Annotated in this window: 16 protein-coding genes; 14 read left to right on the top strand and 2 right to left on the bottom strand. The window is 33.9% G+C overall.

The genetic code is table 11. The features are described from left to right. Positions 1–15: 15 nt before the first annotated feature. The 4 genes from ACFSC2_RS14610 (at position 16) to ACFSC2_RS14595 (ending at position 4851) form a co-directional block, all read left to right on the top strand. Positions 16–1275 carry a type IX secretion system plug protein gene (locus tag ACFSC2_RS14610; RefSeq protein ID WP_379814680.1) on the top strand — a complete coding sequence of 420 codons (1260 nt, stop codon included), beginning with the start codon at positions 16–18 and terminating at the stop codon, positions 1273–1275. A gap of 79 nt (positions 1276–1354) precedes the next feature. Then, a complete protein-coding gene (apaG, locus tag ACFSC2_RS14605; protein ID WP_008467225.1) occupies positions 1355–1741 on the top strand; it encodes a Co2+/Mg2+ efflux protein ApaG in 387 nt (128 codons plus the stop codon). Between the two features lie 153 nt (positions 1742–1894). Further along, positions 1895–3520, top strand: a complete 1626-nt coding sequence (gene pruA, locus ACFSC2_RS14600; RefSeq protein WP_379814681.1) for an L-glutamate gamma-semialdehyde dehydrogenase — start codon at positions 1895–1897, stop codon at positions 3518–3520. Positions 3521–4116: 596 nt separating this feature from the next. Beyond that, complete coding sequence (locus tag ACFSC2_RS14595) at positions 4117–4851, top strand: hypothetical protein (protein WP_379814682.1); 735 nt, start codon at positions 4117–4119, stop codon at positions 4849–4851. Between the two features lie 92 nt (positions 4852–4943). Here the strand turns inward: ACFSC2_RS14595 and rsmG are convergent, their stop codons facing one another. After that, complete coding sequence (rsmG, locus tag ACFSC2_RS14590; protein WP_379814683.1) at positions 4944–5573, bottom strand: 16S rRNA (guanine(527)-N(7))-methyltransferase RsmG; 630 nt, start codon at positions 5571–5573, stop codon at positions 4944–4946. 107 nt (positions 5574–5680) lie between these two features. On the opposite strand from rsmG, the gene ACFSC2_RS14585 reads away from it, so the two are divergent. Then, positions 5681–6778 carry a fatty acid desaturase family protein gene (locus tag ACFSC2_RS14585; protein WP_379814684.1) on the top strand — a complete coding sequence of 366 codons (1098 nt, stop codon included), beginning with the start codon at positions 5681–5683 and terminating at the stop codon, positions 6776–6778. Positions 6779–6852: 74 nt separating this feature from the next. Continuing rightward, positions 6853–8043: a pyridoxal phosphate-dependent aminotransferase gene (locus ACFSC2_RS14580; RefSeq protein WP_379814685.1), complete on the top strand. Its 1191-nt coding sequence runs from the start codon at positions 6853–6855 to the stop codon at positions 8041–8043. A 58-nt stretch (positions 8044–8101) separates the two neighbouring features. On the opposite strand, the gene ACFSC2_RS14575 is transcribed toward ACFSC2_RS14580, so the two are convergent. Continuing rightward, positions 8102–9157: a serine hydrolase domain-containing protein gene (locus ACFSC2_RS14575; RefSeq protein WP_379814686.1), complete on the bottom strand. Its 1056-nt coding sequence runs from the start codon at positions 9155–9157 to the stop codon at positions 8102–8104. Positions 9158–9342: 185 nt separating this feature from the next. On the opposite strand from ACFSC2_RS14575, the gene ACFSC2_RS14570 reads away from it, so the two are divergent. The 8 genes from ACFSC2_RS14570 (at position 9343) to ACFSC2_RS14535 (ending at position 16959) form a co-directional block, all read left to right on the top strand. Next, positions 9343–9798 carry a ferritin-like domain-containing protein gene (locus ACFSC2_RS14570; protein ID WP_379814688.1) on the top strand — a complete coding sequence of 152 codons (456 nt, stop codon included), beginning with the start codon at positions 9343–9345 and terminating at the stop codon, positions 9796–9798. Between the two features lie 138 nt (positions 9799–9936). Further along, positions 9937–11235 (top strand): DUF1593 domain-containing protein, encoded by a 1299-nt coding sequence (locus tag ACFSC2_RS14565; protein WP_379814689.1) that lies wholly within the window; start codon positions 9937–9939, stop codon positions 11233–11235. A 136-nt stretch (positions 11236–11371) separates the two neighbouring features. Beyond that, positions 11372–11959 carry a hypothetical protein gene (locus ACFSC2_RS14560; protein ID WP_379814690.1) on the top strand — a complete coding sequence of 196 codons (588 nt, stop codon included), beginning with the start codon at positions 11372–11374 and terminating at the stop codon, positions 11957–11959. Positions 11960–12103: 144 nt separating this feature from the next. Further along, positions 12104–13972, top strand: a complete 1869-nt coding sequence (locus ACFSC2_RS14555) for a peptidase U32 family protein (protein ID WP_379814691.1) — start codon at positions 12104–12106, stop codon at positions 13970–13972. 100 nt (positions 13973–14072) lie between these two features. Then, on the top strand, positions 14073–14546 hold the full coding sequence (locus ACFSC2_RS14550) for a hypothetical protein (protein WP_379814692.1): 474 nt from the start codon (positions 14073–14075) through the stop codon (positions 14544–14546). Positions 14547–14899: 353 nt separating this feature from the next. Continuing rightward, a complete protein-coding gene (purT, locus tag ACFSC2_RS14545; RefSeq protein WP_379814694.1) occupies positions 14900–16060 on the top strand; it encodes a formate-dependent phosphoribosylglycinamide formyltransferase in 1161 nt (386 codons plus the stop codon). A 3-nt stretch (positions 16061–16063) separates the two neighbouring features. Next, entirely contained in the window at positions 16064–16384 is a 321-nt protein-coding gene (locus ACFSC2_RS14540) for a DUF6370 family protein (protein WP_308100193.1), read from the top strand. Further along, on the top strand, positions 16384–16959 hold the full coding sequence (locus ACFSC2_RS14535) for a Crp/Fnr family transcriptional regulator (protein WP_073407828.1): 576 nt from the start codon (positions 16384–16386) through the stop codon (positions 16957–16959). The genes ACFSC2_RS14540 and ACFSC2_RS14535 overlap by 1 nt, the downstream gene beginning before the upstream one ends. Positions 16960–16984: the final 25 nt, after the last annotated feature.

The raw sequence follows: 16984 nt of genomic DNA, 5'->3' as shown, positions 1-16984 counted from the left end.
TTACAACGTAATAAGATGTCAAAATTTTTATATCAGAGTCTGCTGTTTTTTTTCGTATATACTTCAATAACTGCGCAACAAGTACAAACTGAAGTTGAACCTCCTTATAACATTAAAACGGTTTCGTTTGTTCAAAATGGAAGTAATGTCGTTCCTATTTTCGAATTGGGTTCTTCTTTCAGTTTTCAGTTTGATGACTTATTTGCTAACGAAGCCAATTATTATTTCGAAGTCATTCATTGCGATTACAACTGGAAACAAACTGAAATTCCGAAAACAGATTATATTTCTGGTTTAGATAATCAAAGAATTATGGATTATTCTAATTCTTTTAATACGCTTCAGATTTATTCGCATTATAGACTTTCATTTCCAAACCAGTTTACAACGCAGCTGCGTCTTTCTGGAAATTATATGCTGCGAATTTTAAATGAAGATAAAGAAGTTGTGGTTTCGAGAAAATTTATTTTATATGAAGATCACGCAACGGTTACGGCGCAGGTAAAAAGAAGCCGAAATTTGACTAATATTGATTACAAACAAAATCTAGATTTTGCGATTTTGTCTAATGATATTGTTTTTCAAACGCCATTGCAAAATGTAAAAGTCCTTTTATTACAAAACGGAAATTTTAATACTGCCATCAAAAATATTGTGCCGCAATATACTATCGGGAATCAACTGGTTTATAAATATGATAAGGAAACACAGTTCTGGGGCGGTAATGAATTTTTATATTTTGAAAATAAAGATATTCGCGCTGCAAATAACAATGTAGGACGTATAGGTTCTAACAACGATATTTACAATGCTTATTTATACACCAACGCTGCAAGAGGAAATCAGATTTATACTTTGTATCAAGATGTAAACGGAAATTTTGTCGTGAAGAATATCAATGGTTCTAACAATGATATAGAAGCCGATTATGCTTGGGTATATTTTACGCTTTCTGCTCCCGCTTTTAGATTAAACAAAGATATTTATATTACGGGAATGTTCAATAATTACAGCCTTTCGCCAGAATACAAAATGGATTATAACAGCGACAAAGGTGTTTTTGAAAAAGCCGTTATGATTAAGCAGGGATTTACGAATTTTCAATATACTGTTGCTGATAAAAAAGGCGTGATCGACTACGAAAATGCGATTGACGGGAACTTCTATCAGACCGAAAATGAGTATACTATTTTGGTTTATTATAAAGAGGCAACCGATCGATATCAGCGTGTTATCGGAAAAGGAAATGCAAACTCTATCAATATAGTCAATTAAAACAATGTTAAGGTTCTAGATTACAAGATTTTTTTTTGTAGCTTTGCCACTATAACACACACATATATACTGCGTTAGTATGGTTTCTCAAATTACAAGAGGCATAAAAATATCTGTTTTAACAAGTTTTGAAGGTACTTACTTCAAGAACTATAAGATTCACTTTGCTTTTAGTTACGTAGTTACCATTGAAAATCACAGCAAAGATTCTGTACAGTTAACCTCACGTCACTGGGAGATTTTTGATTCTCTAAACGACTTGGAGGTTGTTGACGGCGAAGGTGTAATTGGTAAAAAACCAGTTTTAAAACCAGGAGAAAATCATACTTATAGTTCTGGCTGTTTGTTATCGTCTCCTTATGGCGCTATGAAAGGTCATTTTAATATGATCAACTTTACTACGACAAAAACATTCAAAGTAATTGTTCCTACTTTTAGAATGTGTGCTCCTTTTGCATTAAATTAAGACATAGTTTAAAACTATTGCCTTTATCGTTATCTTAATCATAAAATTGTCAATTTATTAATTTATCCTTTGTACTTTTGTGCAGCGTTAGATTATTCGTAACAAAATGAATGGTCGAACTTTAAATTGTCTAATTCACTAATTTTAAATAAGATGCTTAAAGGATTCTTTCATGTACCAAAAGCGGTAAACGAGCCAGTAAAAGGTTACGCACCAAATTCACCAGAAAGAGCAGCGGTTCAGGCTGCTTATACTACAATGTGGAACTCTCAAATTGATGTTCCTTTATACATTGGTAGTGAAGAAATCAAAACTGGAAATACTAAAAACATTACAGCTCCTCACGATCACAAACATGTGGTTGGAAAGTATCACTTAGCTGAAAAACAACATATCGAAAAAGCTATTGCAAATGCACTTGAATCAAGAAAAGCATGGGCAAATATGGCTTGGGAACAAAGAGCTGCAATTTTCTTAAAAGCTGCTGAACTTATTGCTGGTCCGTACAGAGCGCGTATCAATGCTGCTACAATGATCGGACAATCTAAAAATATTCACCAAGCAGAAATTGATGCTTCTTGTGAATTAATTGACTTTTTACGTTACAACGTAGAATTCATGACACAAATCTACAACGATCAGCCAAAATCTGATTCTACAGTTTGGAACCGTTTAGAGTACAGACCTCTAGAAGGATTTGTTTACGCAATTACTCCTTTTAACTTTACTGCTATCGCTGCAAATCTTCCTGCAAGTGCTGCAATGATGGGTAACGTTGTGGTTTGGAAACCAAGTGACAGCCAAGTTTTTTCTACAAAAATTATTCTTGAAGTTTTCAAAGAAGCTGGTGTTCCTGATGGTGTTATCAACGTGGTTTTCGGAGATGCTTTAATGATCACTGATACAGTTTTAGCAAGTCGTGATTTTGCTGGTGTTCACTTTACAGGATCTACTCATGTATTTAAAGATATCTGGGCTAAAATTGGAGCAAACATTCACAATTATAAAACATACCCAAGAATCGTTGGCGAAACTGGCGGTAAAGATTTTATCATCGCCCACCCAAGCGCGAACGTAAAACAAGTAGTTACTGGAATTACTCGTGGTGCATTTGAATTCCAAGGACAAAAATGTTCTGCAGCTTCTAGAGCTTATATCCCGCAAAGTTTATGGCCAGCTGTAAAAGAGCAATTAACTGCAGATGTAAAATCGATGAAAATGGGTTCTCCAGAAGATTTTGGAAACTTCATTACAGCAGTTATTCACGAAGGTTCTTTTGACAAATTAGCAAGTTATATTGACCAAGCTAAAAAAGATGCTGATGCTGAAATCATCATTGGAGGAAATTACGATAAATCTGTGGGTTATTTTATTGAACCAACGGTTATTGTAACTACAAATCCAAAATATACTACAATGGAAACCGAGTTGTTCGGACCAGTTATTACCATCTATGTTTACGAAGATGCTAAATGGGAAGAAACTTTAGAATTAGTTGATACTACTTCTGAGTACGCCTTAACAGGAGCTGTTTTCAGCCAAGATCGTTATGCAATTGAAGTAGCAACTACTAAATTACAAAACGCTGCTGGTAACTTCTATATTAATGATAAACCAACTGGAGCGGTTGTAGGTATGCAGCCATTTGGTGGAGCAAGAGCTTCTGGAACTAACGATAAAGCGGGTTCTGCATTGAACTTATTACGTTGGGCTTCTCCAAGAACTATCAAAGAAACTTTTGTAACTCCAGAAGATTACAGATATCCTTTCTTAGGTTAATATTTTGTTTCAGGTTTAAAGTTTCAGTTTTTGAAACTTTGTCTATGTAACAAAGCCGATTCTTTTTGAGTCGGCTTTTTGTTATTTTGCAGTTAAGACTTTAAAGAAATTTGTTTTGATTGCAAGTTTTTTTCTCGAATTATTCTTTATTTTTCTTTTTTTTAGACACAAACACTCCCAAATAATAACAAAATCACGATCACATTTTTTTGCTGCTTTTTTGTTTTTCAATGTTTTTTAGGGTGCTTCTAAAATCATTTAATCTTTTTTAAAATCTTTTAAATTTGAACAAATAAACAACTCAAAAACAAAAAGTTACAATACTATTTCAATAAAAAAAAGACACAAAAATCATTAATATACCCGATTTTTTTCCACTTTTCAACAATAAGCAAATTTGTAATACTTTTCTTATTTTATTGATTTCCAGATATATACATTTCCAAAATACCCTATTTTAATACTTTTAAATCTTTTTAGGCAATTTACACTTCCTTTCTACTGCTACTTTTGAAAAATCTTATAAACTATTTTCTAACCAAAATTTATCAAAAGAAAAATTTATAGAGCCTATCATAAATTTAAAAAACAATAGAATGGAAAATTTAAAAAATACCCCTGAAATAATTCTAAAAGCCAAAAGCTTTGGACATGTTTTAAATTACAAATGGACAAAAAAAACAATTGAAAATATAATTGATCCTTTAGAAAAAAATGATGAATTAGAAAATCTTCTTAACAGCATTGGCCATAAAGCTGCTATGGGGCTTACTGCAGCCCTTCTGGAGTGGATTTATTGGAGATTTAAAGGTTTTGGGACTTGCAACGAAGAAATTAAGCAGCGCATAGAAGCAATTTGGAGTTCTATTGAAAATCCAAAAAATACAAAACCATTGGTTTTTGACGAGAATTTAGATTTCCCAGCTTTAGGTTTTGTAAATGGTCCAATTTGGGCAGCATTAATGAATGTACGTATGATCGACACTTTTTACAAACAAGGCTCCAATTTTCTTCAGAGCGAGTTGGTCGGACTTGTTTTATTGGCAAGACATATAACTCCTAAAAAGAAATATTTTGATGCGTGGTTTGATCATGTTATGGAAGGTTTGATTGAAACATTTCCGAATCAAAATCTTAATAAAGCCGTAGAAATTGAAAATTCATTTTATGACTTCTCTAATGAACCTTCTATTTGCCGAGAATTCTTTTTTGATGCAGCGTTTAAGTATGATGAAGTAAAATCCAAAGAAGCCTTACATAATTTTATTTCTAGAATCGACTGCAGTTCAAATCTATTTTGTTTTGATCAAAAAATAAATAAAAGACAGTAAATCAGTCTTAGATTAAGTAGGTTAAATAATTCTGAAAAAAAACCACGGTCACTTTAGTAACCGTGGTTTTACATTTTATAGATATCTTAAATTTAAGATTTAAACTTCAAAGGCAGATGCACAACTTTTTTAGTTTCAAAAAACTCATCTTCAAAAATTGAAGTCAAATCATACAAAGTTGCTTTCGGAAAATCTTTTAATTCTTCTGTTAAATCACCACCTTTTAAATACAGGATTCCATTTTTTAAAGTGTGTTTATGCTGTTTTTTAATTTTGTCTTTTATCCAAGAAACAAAATCCGGCATATTGGTTACAGCGCGACTTACTATAAAATCGAAATCACCTTTTACCGTTTCTGCACGTTTCTGTTCTGCTTTTACATTCTTTAATTCTAATGCATCAACAACTCCTTGAACTACTTTTATTTTTTTAGCAATAACATCAATTAAATAAAAACGAGTTTCAGGAAAAAGAATTGCCAATGGAATTCCCGGAAAACCACCTCCAGTTCCAACGTCCAAAACAGTTGCTCCAGGTTCGAACTTCATCACTTTGGCAATTCCCAAAGAATGCAAAATATGTTTTGTATATAAGGAATCAATGTCTTTACGCGAAATAACATTGATTTTTTCATTCCAATCGTGGTATAAAAAGTCTAATTTTTGAAATTGTTCGATTTGCAAGTCGGTCAAATCAGGAAAATATTTCAATATCTCATCCATTGCTATAAATTTTTAACAAAAGTACTACTTTACGATTGAAATATTTAACTCAATTTTGCAAATTGAAAATTTATAATAATTACCTTTGAAAACTATTTAAAATAATTATGAATAACAGCGCACCTACATTTGCAAGGCAAGATAACATGAAGTTTTTCAGAACCCTTAACTCAAGGGTAAACAATTACTTTAAAGAAAATAACATCAAAAAAACAGGTAACTGGAAATTACATCTTAAAGCTGTAATTCTTTTTGCTGTGTTTTTAACACCATACTTTTTGATCCTTACACTTGACATGCCGTTTTGGGTAATGCTTCTTTTATCTATTGTAATCGGAATCGGAATGGCAGGAGTTGGAATGAATGTAATGCATGACGGAAATCATGGATCTTATTCGACCAAAAACTGGATCAATAAATTCATGGGAGGAACTATTTATGTTCTGGCAGGAAACGTTTACAACTGGCAGGTACAGCATAATGTTCTACATCATACTTATACAAATATTCCTGGGCATGATGAAGATTTAGATGCAGGAAGAATTATTCGTTTTACAGAACATGCAGAGTGGCATAGTTTTCACCGTTTTCAACATTATTATTCTGTTTTCTTATACGGTTTATTAACCTTCAACTGGGCTATTACAACCGATTTTAAACAAATGCGTAATTACCTAAAAAGAAAATTATCTTACGGAGAACCTAAAAGTCCTAAAATTCTTTGGACAACTTTAGTAATTACAAAACTAATTTACATTTCTATCTGGATTGTATTACCAATGGCAATTGGAATTACATGGTGGAAAGTTCTTTTAGGCTTTTTTGTAATGCATTATACTGCGGGATTAATCTTAAGTGTTGTATTTCAATTAGCGCACGTGGTAGATCATACAGAAAACCCAACTCCAAACGACTTAGGCGAAATGGATAATACATGGGCGATTCACCAATTGTTTACTACAACTAATTTTGCTCCTAAAAATGCCATTGTAAACTGGTACACTGGTGGATTAAATCACCAAATCGAACATCATATTTTCCCAAATATTAGTCATATCCATTACGGTAAAATTGCTAAAATTGTAAAAGAAACTGCAAAAGAATGCAACTTGCCATATTACGAATACAAAACAATGCGAAGTGCCATTATTGCTCACTTTAAACATTTACGTGATTTGGGTATGAAACCAGAATTATCAGTATAAAACTAAAAAAATCTATTAATAATTAACCTTCCTTAAACAACACAGCAAATTTAAGGACATTCAAAAATTTTATAATGAATCATATTCTTTCGGACAGAATCAACAACTTAGCGACTTCGCAAACATTGGCAATGGCTGCTTTAGCACGCGAATTAAAAGCACAAGGAAAAGACATTATTAGTTTAAGCTTAGGAGAGCCTGACTTTAATACTCCAGACTTTATTAAAGAGGCAGTTAAAAAAGCTGTAGACGAAAATTTCAGCACCTATTCTCCAGTTGAAGGATATTTAGAATTAAGAGAAGTAATTTGCAGAAAATTCAAAAGAGATAACGGATTAGAGTACAAACCAACTCAAATCGTAGTTTCTACAGGAGCAAAACAATCATTATACAACATTGCACAAGTAATGTTAAACGACGGTGACGAGGTTATTTTGCCTGCACCTTACTGGGTTTCTTACTTTGAAATCGTAAAACTTTCTGGCGGAGTTCCTGTTGAAGTTCCTACATCTGTAGATACAGATTTCAAAATTACACCAGCACAATTAGAAGCTGCAATTACACCAAAAACAAAAATGATGTGGTTCTCTTCTCCTTGTAACCCATCTGGATCTGTTTACAGCAGAGAAGAATTAACAGCTTTAGCAAAAGTATTAGAAAAACACCCAAATATTTATGTAGTTGCAGATGAGATTTATGAGCACATCAATTTCTCAGGAACTTTCTGCAGTATTGGTTCAATCCCAGGAATGTTAGAAAGAACAATTACCGTAAACGGAGTTGCAAAAGCATTTGCAATGACAGGATACAGAATTGGTTACATCGGAGCACCAGAATTTATCGCAAAAGCGTGCACAAAAATTCAAGGGCAAGTAACTTCTGGCGCAAACTCTGTAGCACAACGCGCAACTATTACAGCTGTAGATGCAGACCCAAGCGTATTAAACCACATGGTTCAGGCATTCCACACACGTAGAGATTTAGTTGTTGGATTATTAAAAGAAATTCCAGGAATCAAAATCAATGTTCCAGAAGGAGCATTTTACGTTTTCCCAGACGTTTCTTCTTTCTTCGGAAAAACATTAAAAGGACACGAAATTAAAGATGCAAACGATGTTTCGATGTATCTTTTAGCAGAAGCTAATGTAGCAACAGTAACTGGAGATGCTTTCGGAAATCCAAACTGTATTCGTTTCTCTTACGCAACAAGCGACGATATTTTAAAAGAAGCTTTACGCAGAATTAAAGAAGCTTTAGCAGCTTAATTCAAAAAATTATATAGCAAATAAAAGGTGTGTTTTAGAAAACACACCTTTTTTGTTTTTAGTTAATTAGCAATGAAGCAATAGCTGTAGTAATAGCTGTTGGCGAATTACAATCGCAGTTACTCAAACCAATTACATACAAATCTTCTTCGGGTTCATAGACTCCCATCGATTTAAAACCAAAAATACTGCCGCCATGACTGCGAACTACTTTATTCTTTATTTTTTCGATGTGCCAGCCATAACCATAATCTATTTTTGATCCATCATTTAATCCATAATTTGTAAATACTTTTTCAGTAAATAACGGATTTAACAGCGTGTTTTTCGTAATTGCATTTTGCCATTCCAGCATATCATCGACATTAGACATAATTGATCCCGAAGCATACGGTATCGAAAAACTGATATAATTTGTATTCACATATCCATCGCGATCACGATAGCCAGAAACCCTATTTTTTATGATCTTTTCATGATTAGCATAAAAAGTATTCTTCATTCCCGCCTTCTCAAAAATCTGATGTGTAATAAAATCTTCATAACGTTGACCTGAAACCTTTTCAATAATATATCCTAAAAGAACATATCCTGAATTACAATATTTATATTTTTCGCCAGGTTTAAAATCAATTGGTTCATTCTTAAAAAAATCAATCATTTCCTTAGGCGACAAATCATTTCTCGCAATATCTTTAATGGATTTCATACTGGTAAAATCTTTAATTCCCGAAGTATGCGTAAGTAAATGATGTATCGTGATCTTGTTTCCGTTTGTTGGATAATCGGGAATATATTTCGTTATCTCGTCATTCAAATTAAGTTTTCCTTGCTCTGCCAAAATCAGAATAGAAACTGCTGTAAACTGTTTTGTCATCGACCCAATTTCAAAAACAAATTCAGGTTTCATTTTAACGTTCCATTCCAAATCTGCCATTCCAAAAGCTTTTCTATAAATCACTTTCCTATTCTTTGCAACCAAAAAAACAGCTCCCGGATTTTCAGATTTAAACTTTGGCGGAATTAGACTGTCTATTTTTGCTTCCAAATTTTGAGAAAATGAATTCTGAAAAACCAAAAGCGCAATAATTAAGAATTTTGAAATTGTTTTCATAAAGTGATTGATTAATGATTGATGCTTACTTTGACGATACAAGACAACCTTGGGTTACATCCAGAAACATCACTTTCAAAATTCCCATTCTAAAATATTATAAAACACCGATTGTAATCCTATAAGACAAAACAACTTATAAAGTGCCAACTTTGTAATATATTAATTTCAAAAAATTATTTGTCATGATACATACAGATGAAACCACAAAAGAAGCAGTTAAAACCTTAGAAGGATTAATTTCAATTCTTGAAGACGGAAAACTAGGATATACTAACGCAGCAGAGCATGTAGAAAATCCAGCAATGAAAACAGATTTCTTAGAATACGCACGCGAAAGAGCTTTATTTATTGTTGAATTACAAGACGAAATCAACAAACTAGGAAAATCAACAGATACTGCCGGCGGAGGACCATTAGGAGCTTTACACCGAACTTGGATTGATATTAAATCATCTTTTACAGGCGGTGACACAGAAGCAATCATTAATGCCTGTGTAACAGGAGAAGAAGCTGCTATCGAAAAATATAAAAATGCACTCGAAGAAAACCACTTAGAACACAGCCAAGTTTCTATAGTTTCAAAACAATTGAATAGTATTGAAAATACTTTATCACAAATTAAAATGAGAGCTAATTAGTCGATCGATCGATTCATGCTTTTTTTTGAGAAACCACTTTAACCTTCGGGTTGGGTGGTTTTTTTGTTTTATAAAAAAGCAAAAAAAATCTTATATTACAGGCATAATACTATTTCTAATTCTTTAACAATGTCAGTTATGATCAGAACTATTTTGTACTCTTTACTGTTTATTCTTTCATTTACCACAATTGCCCAGCAAAAAGTACCTGTAAAACCTCGAATTCTTATTAGCAGTGATATTGGCGGTACTGATCCAGATGACAATCAATCCTTCACACATTTGTTCATGTATAGTGAACAATTCAACATTGAAGGACTTGTTTCGTCACCTTCTTTTGGAGATGGAAACAAAGAAGAGATTCTGCGTATGATAAATCTTTATGAAAAAGATCTGCCGAAATTACAAAAACATCAAAAAAGATTACTTTCTCCAGATTATTTACGTTCTATTACAAAGCAGGGACGTCACGGCGGAGCTCCATACAAAGGCTACACAACAGCAACAGAAGGTTCTGAGTGGATTATAAAATGTGCTAAAAAAGAAAGTAAAGAACCTTTATGGATTTTGGTTTGGGGTGGATTAGAAGATTTAGCTCAAGCTCTACATGATTCGCCTGAAATTCAAAACAAAATACGAGTGGTTTGGATTGGCGGTCCAAACAAAAAATGGAGTGCAAACAGTTATGCCTACATCGTTGAACATTTTCCAAACCTTTGGTTTATTGAAAACAACTCTTCTTATTATGGTTTTTTCTCCAATAATAACGAACCCGATAGTGTAAAAACTACCGATTACTACGATAAATACATGAAGAATGCAGGCAATCTCGGCGCGGATTTTAAAAACTATTATGATGGAAATGTCAAAATGGGAGACACTCCAACACTTCTTTATATGATGGATGGAAATCCTAACGATCCAACACGTGAAAGCTGGGGAGGCAGTTATGAAAAATTCACTCAAAGTCCAAGAGTGGTTTTCAACGGAATTACAACGATTAAAGATACGGTCGCATATTGTACTGTTACAGAATTTCACTTAAAAGGTCCAGTTAAAAACATACCTGCTGATTCTTCCTGCTTCTGGATGGAAACCAGCCTTAAAGGCAAAGTCCAAAAATGGCCGGGATATTATTTGAGTAATGGAGAATATGCCATAAAATACGTTCCAAAACAAGCTGAAATTTTGCATTATAAATTTGTTTCAAATATGCCCGACTTCCCAACACAGGAAGGAGTATTGGTTGTAGATAACTTATGGCCAGGCAAAAAACACAGCACTGATTATAAGTTAGGCGACAATTGGTATACTGATAAAGCAGATCCGAATTTATATGACGGAAAAATACAAGGCGGTAAAACGATTTTAAAATGGAGAAAAGCTATTTTAATGGATTGGGCAAAACGCTGGAATTGGTTGTCGGAAAATAAATAAAAGACACAACTTTGAATACAGCAAGATTTTTTTGACATCTATTTGATCTTCGGAATGGTAGTTTTTTGTTTTATTAAAATTTAAAAATAAATCTTACATTCGTCGCGATCAAATTTCAACCAAAAAGCCTTATTAAATGAAACTAACTTTAAACCATTTTTTTATTCTTTTTATAATTTTCTCTTCAAGTCTTACTCAAGCTCAAAAAACAGGTAACTTTATAAAAGCATCTATAGGTTATGGCTCTAGCAGTTCCTACTACATAGAAGATTACGGAAGTCAAGAAGAAGTCGATGTTATGGGTGGCGGACTTTATCTTCAAGGTGAATATATTATAGGATTAAAATCATGGTTTAGCGTAAGACCATACGCAGGCGCTATTTTTGAATCTGTTGATAAAGATCAAAATATTCAGAATCAACCTCAGTATAAAGTAACAACTAATGCTTTTTTAGTGGGAGGGAAAATTCGTATTTGCGCCCCAATACCATGGGTTGCACCATTTATTGAAAGTGGTATTGGAGCATCAATAGGTAAATTTGAAACATTTACACCCAGCGTTAATTTTAATAAAAGCGATGCTTTATTACATATTCCATTTAACTTTGGATTGGCTCTAGGTAGAAAGAACAGCTTTGAAATAGGTTTTTCTGGCTATTTTCATCCAGCTGCAAAACAATCAACCGGGGTATTTGCTGTCGGTTATACTTTCCCTCTAGATTAGTATAAGCTTCATTTTCGTTTATCATCATTCCATATTAAGTTAACAATTTCAAAAAAATCGCTTCATCTCTAGCAAACTCAAATAATTTATTAGACCTTTGCACACTTTTTTTCGTGAATACCACAAAAGGCTAAAGTTTTAGAAATGAAGAAGAAGATAGAAATATTAGCTCCAGCAAGAGATTTAATTGGCGGAATGGCAGCTATTAATAGCGGTGCAGATGCCGTATATATTGGTGCGCCACAATTTGGTGCCCGTTCTAATGCCAACAACTCAATTGAAGATGTTGCGGCTTTAGTAAAATATGCACATTTATTTAATGCTCAGGTTTTTGTGGTAATGAATACCATTTTATACGACAATGAATTAGATACGTGTCGTGCCATGATTTGGGAATTATACGGTATTGGTGTTGATGCATTGATCATTCAAGATATGGCGATTATGGAAATGGACTTGCCTCCTATCGTACTTCACGCCAGCACACAAGCCAATAACCGTGATGCAGATAAAATTAAATTCTTGAAAGATGCCGGAATCAAACGTGTCGTTTTAGCACGTGAGTTAAACTTGCATCAAATTAAAACAATCTACGACGAAGCTGACGTTGAATTAGAGTTTTTCGTAACAGGAGCACTTTGCGTTTCTTTCAGCGGAAACTGTTATATGAGTGTGGCCAATGGAGAACGTAGCGCCAATCGTGGGTCTTGTGCTCAAAACTGCCGTTTACCTTATAACTTAATCGACGGAAACGGAGATACTTTAATCAGAAACAGTCACTTACTTTCGATTAAAGATTTAGACGTTTCAGATCAGATTCCGAATTTAATTGAAGCCGGAATCGTTTCTTTCAAAATCGAAGGTCGATTAAAAGATGTGGCTTACGTTAAAAACAACGTTTCTTATCTACGTCAAAAATTAGACAGTTATTTAGAAGGAAGCGATAAATACATCAAAGCTTCTTCTGGAAAATGTACCTATACTTTCGATTCTACTTTAAACAGAACCTTCAACCGCGGTTATACCGATTATTTCGTAAACGAAAGACACGCTAGTATTGGTTCTTGGGAAAGCCCAAAATCAAAAGGACAATATATTGGTAAATTAATCCGAACTATTGGAGACGCTTACGAAATCGAAAACGGCGAATTGCTAAACAACGGTGACGGACTTTGCTTCATCAACGAAAACAACGAAGCCGATGGAATCTATGTAAACAAAGCTGAAAACGGAAAAGTATATCCAAACGTACTTAAAGAAATCAAAGACGGAACTTTTATTTACCGTAACAACGATATTGCTTTCATCAAAATTGTTGAAAGAGAAGACAGTGCCATCCGTAAAATCGGAACTACTTTATTGCTCACCGAAAACGAAAATGGTTTCGAATTAATCGCAACCGACGAAGACGGAAACGTGAGCACAGTAAAATTAGAGCACGCAAAAGAGCAGACAAAAACCGGTGAATCAATAGAAGAAAACATTAAAGTACAATTGGCTAAAACAGGTTTTACACCTTACAGCGCCGATGAAATTGATGTCGTATTTTCTCAAAACTGGTTCCTTCCTATTTCAAAAATCAACGAAATGAGAAGAAATGTTTTCGAACAATTATCAGAAATTCGTCTGGCAAATTACAAACGTGAAGAACACCAATTGGTAAAAACGTCACATCCTTATCCAGAAACCAAACTGGATTTCATGTACAACGTTTCCAACAAAACCGCTCGTAAATTCTACGAACGCCACGGTGTTACCGAAATCGAAAAAGCATTCGAATTACAATGGGATCCTGGAAAATCTCGTGTAATGACGACCAAATATTGCATTAAATACGAATTAAAAAAATGCCCAATCCACCAAAAAGATATTGTGGGTGTTAAGGTCAAAGAACCTTTGGTTTTAAAACAGGGCGAGTTAGAATACAAACTAAAATTCAACTGCAAACCCTGCGAAATGGAAATTTGGGAAAAAGATGCCGAATTTGAGATTGAAGAAGATCATTTTCATTAATTTTTTTTAACCGCAAAGGCACAAAGAATACGCAAAGTTCGCAAAGATTGTTTTATAATCTTTTGCGAACTTTTTCTTTATATTTACTATAAAAAAATCAATGGAATCAAAAACCAATATTCAAAAACATGCAATCATTGCAGGACTTTTTGTGAGTTCATTTTTTCCACTTCTAATTTTTTCAAAAAGTCTTTTCATAGATTTATGTATTCAAATATGTGACTTTGGTCTGTTTTGGAATCCGATTTTCTGGGGTATTTTATTTCCTTTATTTATTATTTTTCTTTTTTGGAATACCGCGAAAAAAATCAGCTTTTCATTAAATCAAATCTCTTATTTTAAAGCTTGCTCGCAATTCTCTTTTGGAGTAAGTTCAAAAATTATAATTGCACTTTTTACAATTTATACAATTGCACTATTTACCAATGGAATCTCTGTTGTGCTAAGATCACAAATTCCATATGTTATTTTATATTCTCTACTAATGATTTTGTTTCTATCATTTGTATTAATGTTTTTAACTTTTTTAAGCAGTTTAATAATTGTGAAAGCAAGTCAAAATAGACAATCCTAAATTGAATTGCCTCCAGCTTTAGCTGGAGGTTAAATAATGATAATCAATAAGGCTTTAGCCAAAAACTAAGTTTTGCTAAAGCACTTAAGATTATTACCTCAATACCTCCAGCTAAAACTGGAGGCAATTCAATAAAAAAAATAAATCTGCCGAATCTCCAAAATCTGCGAGAGAATTCTTTGCGTCCTTTTCTTTTAACTTAAAAAACAAAAAACTTAGCGAACTTTGCGGTTAAATTATAGATTACGTACAAGCAATGCAGTACGCCTCTACATTCAATACATCCAAATAGAACTTTGCGGTTAAAAACATTTTTCCCTACTTTTACTTCTCCAACAATACACTACTCCAAAATGAAAATATTACTCCTAGGTTCAGGCGAATTAGGCAAAGAATTTGTCATCGCCGCACAACGAATCGGACAAACTATAATCGCAGTTGACAGTTACGAAAATGCTCCGGCAATGCAGGTCGCACACGGTTTTGAAGTCATCAATATGCTTGACGGCGAAGCGCTTGACCGAATCGTAGCCAAACACAAACCAGATTTCATCGTTCCCGAAATAGAAGCCATTCGCACCGAACGTTTTTACGATTACGAAAAGCAGGGCATTACCGTAGTTCCTTCAGCGAAAGCGGCCAACTTTACCATGAACCGTAAAGCAATCCGTGATTTAGCTTCAAAAGAATTAGGATTAAAAACCGCTAAATACCAATACGCAACATCGGCAGAAGAGCTTCAAAAAGCAGTTCAAGAAGTTGGAATTCCATGTGTGGTAAAACCCTTAATGTCTTCTTCTGGAAAAGGACAATCGACAATTAAATCTGAAGGTGATATCGAAAAAGCTTGGCAATATGCCGTTGCGGGTTCACGTGGCGATGTTATCGAAGTAATTGTAGAAGCTTTTGTTGATTTCCATTCAGAAATCACACTTTTAACAATTACTCAAAACGGCAATCCAACTTTGTTTTGTGCTCCAATTGGACACAGACAAGAAAGAGGCGATTATCAAGAAAGCTGGCAGCCGGCTTTGGTTTCAGAAAAAGATTTGTACGAAGCACAGGATATGGCCGAAAAAATTACCGAAGCGCTTGGCGGTGCTGGACTTTTTGGTGTTGAATTTTTCCTAACTAGCGAAGGTGTTTATTTCTCTGAACTTTCGCCACGTCCGCACGATACCGGAATGGTAACTTTGGCTGGAACTCAGAACTTCAACGAATTCGAATTACATTTACGAGCTATTTTAAGTCTTCCGATTTTCGAAATTACTTTAGAAAAAGCGGGAGCAAGTGCTGTAATTTTAGCATCAGAAGATTCAACAAATCCAACTTTTACTGGAATCGAAAAAGTAGCGGCTTTACCTAAAACTGATTTCAGAATTTTTGGTAAACCAACTTCAAGACCGTACCGAAGAATGGGAGTCGTTTTAAGCCACGATTCACTTTCGACTCCAATTGACGAAGTAACAGAACGCGCCAAAGAAACGGCAAAATTAATAACTGTAAATTCTTAAAAAATGAAAAAACTTATATTCATGATTTTCCTATTTATTGGAATTTCAACACAAGCACAAGACAAAAAGAAATTTGATAAACCAACAATCGTTGAAGCTTCTTGCGGAGAATGTCAATTCGGAATGAAAGGTAAAAGCTGTGATTTAGCCGTTCGCATCGACGGAAAAAGTTATTTTGTGGACGGAACAACGATTCACGATCACGGAGATGCTCACGCTGAAAAAGGTTTTTGCAATGCCATCAGCAAAGCTTTGGTTACAGGAGAAATTAAAGGAAACAGATTTAAAGCAACTTCATTTACCTTAATAGACGATAAAAAATAATGGCATTAATTCTTGAAAACATTGCCAAACACGTTTCTCTGACTCCAGAAGAACAGGCGCTTTTTTTATCTAAATTAGAAACCAACACTTATAAAGCTAAAACACTTTTGCTAAACGCTGGCGAAGTTTGTAAACATTCGTATTTTGTAAATTCTGGTATTTTAAGAAGTTTCAATATCAACGATAATATTGTAGAACATGTACTTTCTTTCGCATGCGAAGGTTGGTGGATGAGCGATATGTACAGCTTTTTTTCGCAGAAACCGGGACAGCTTTTTATTGAAGTTTTAGAAGAAGCAGAAGTTGTTTCTTTATCCAAAGAAAATCAAGAGCAATTGTATCTTGAAATCCCAAAACTGGAACGCTTTTTCAGAATTTTGATTGAAAATTCATTAGTTGCGAATCAACAAAGATTAATGGACAACTTAAGTTTACCCGCGGAAGAACGTTTTGAAAAATTCACTAAAAAATACGGAACATTAGTTCACAAAGTTCCTCAAAAACAAATCGCTTCTTTCATTGGAGTAACGCCTGAATTTTTCAGCAAAATGAAAGCTCGCCTTTTGAAAAAATAAATTACAGCCACAGATTACACAGATT

Origin of the sequence: Flavobacterium artemisiae, assembly GCF_042678225.1 — a bacterium.
Classification (GTDB): domain Bacteria; phylum Bacteroidota; class Bacteroidia; order Flavobacteriales; family Flavobacteriaceae; genus Flavobacterium; species Flavobacterium artemisiae.
The sequence above is the reverse complement of the archived record's forward strand: the minus strand, read 5'-3'. Positions and strand labels throughout refer to the sequence as shown.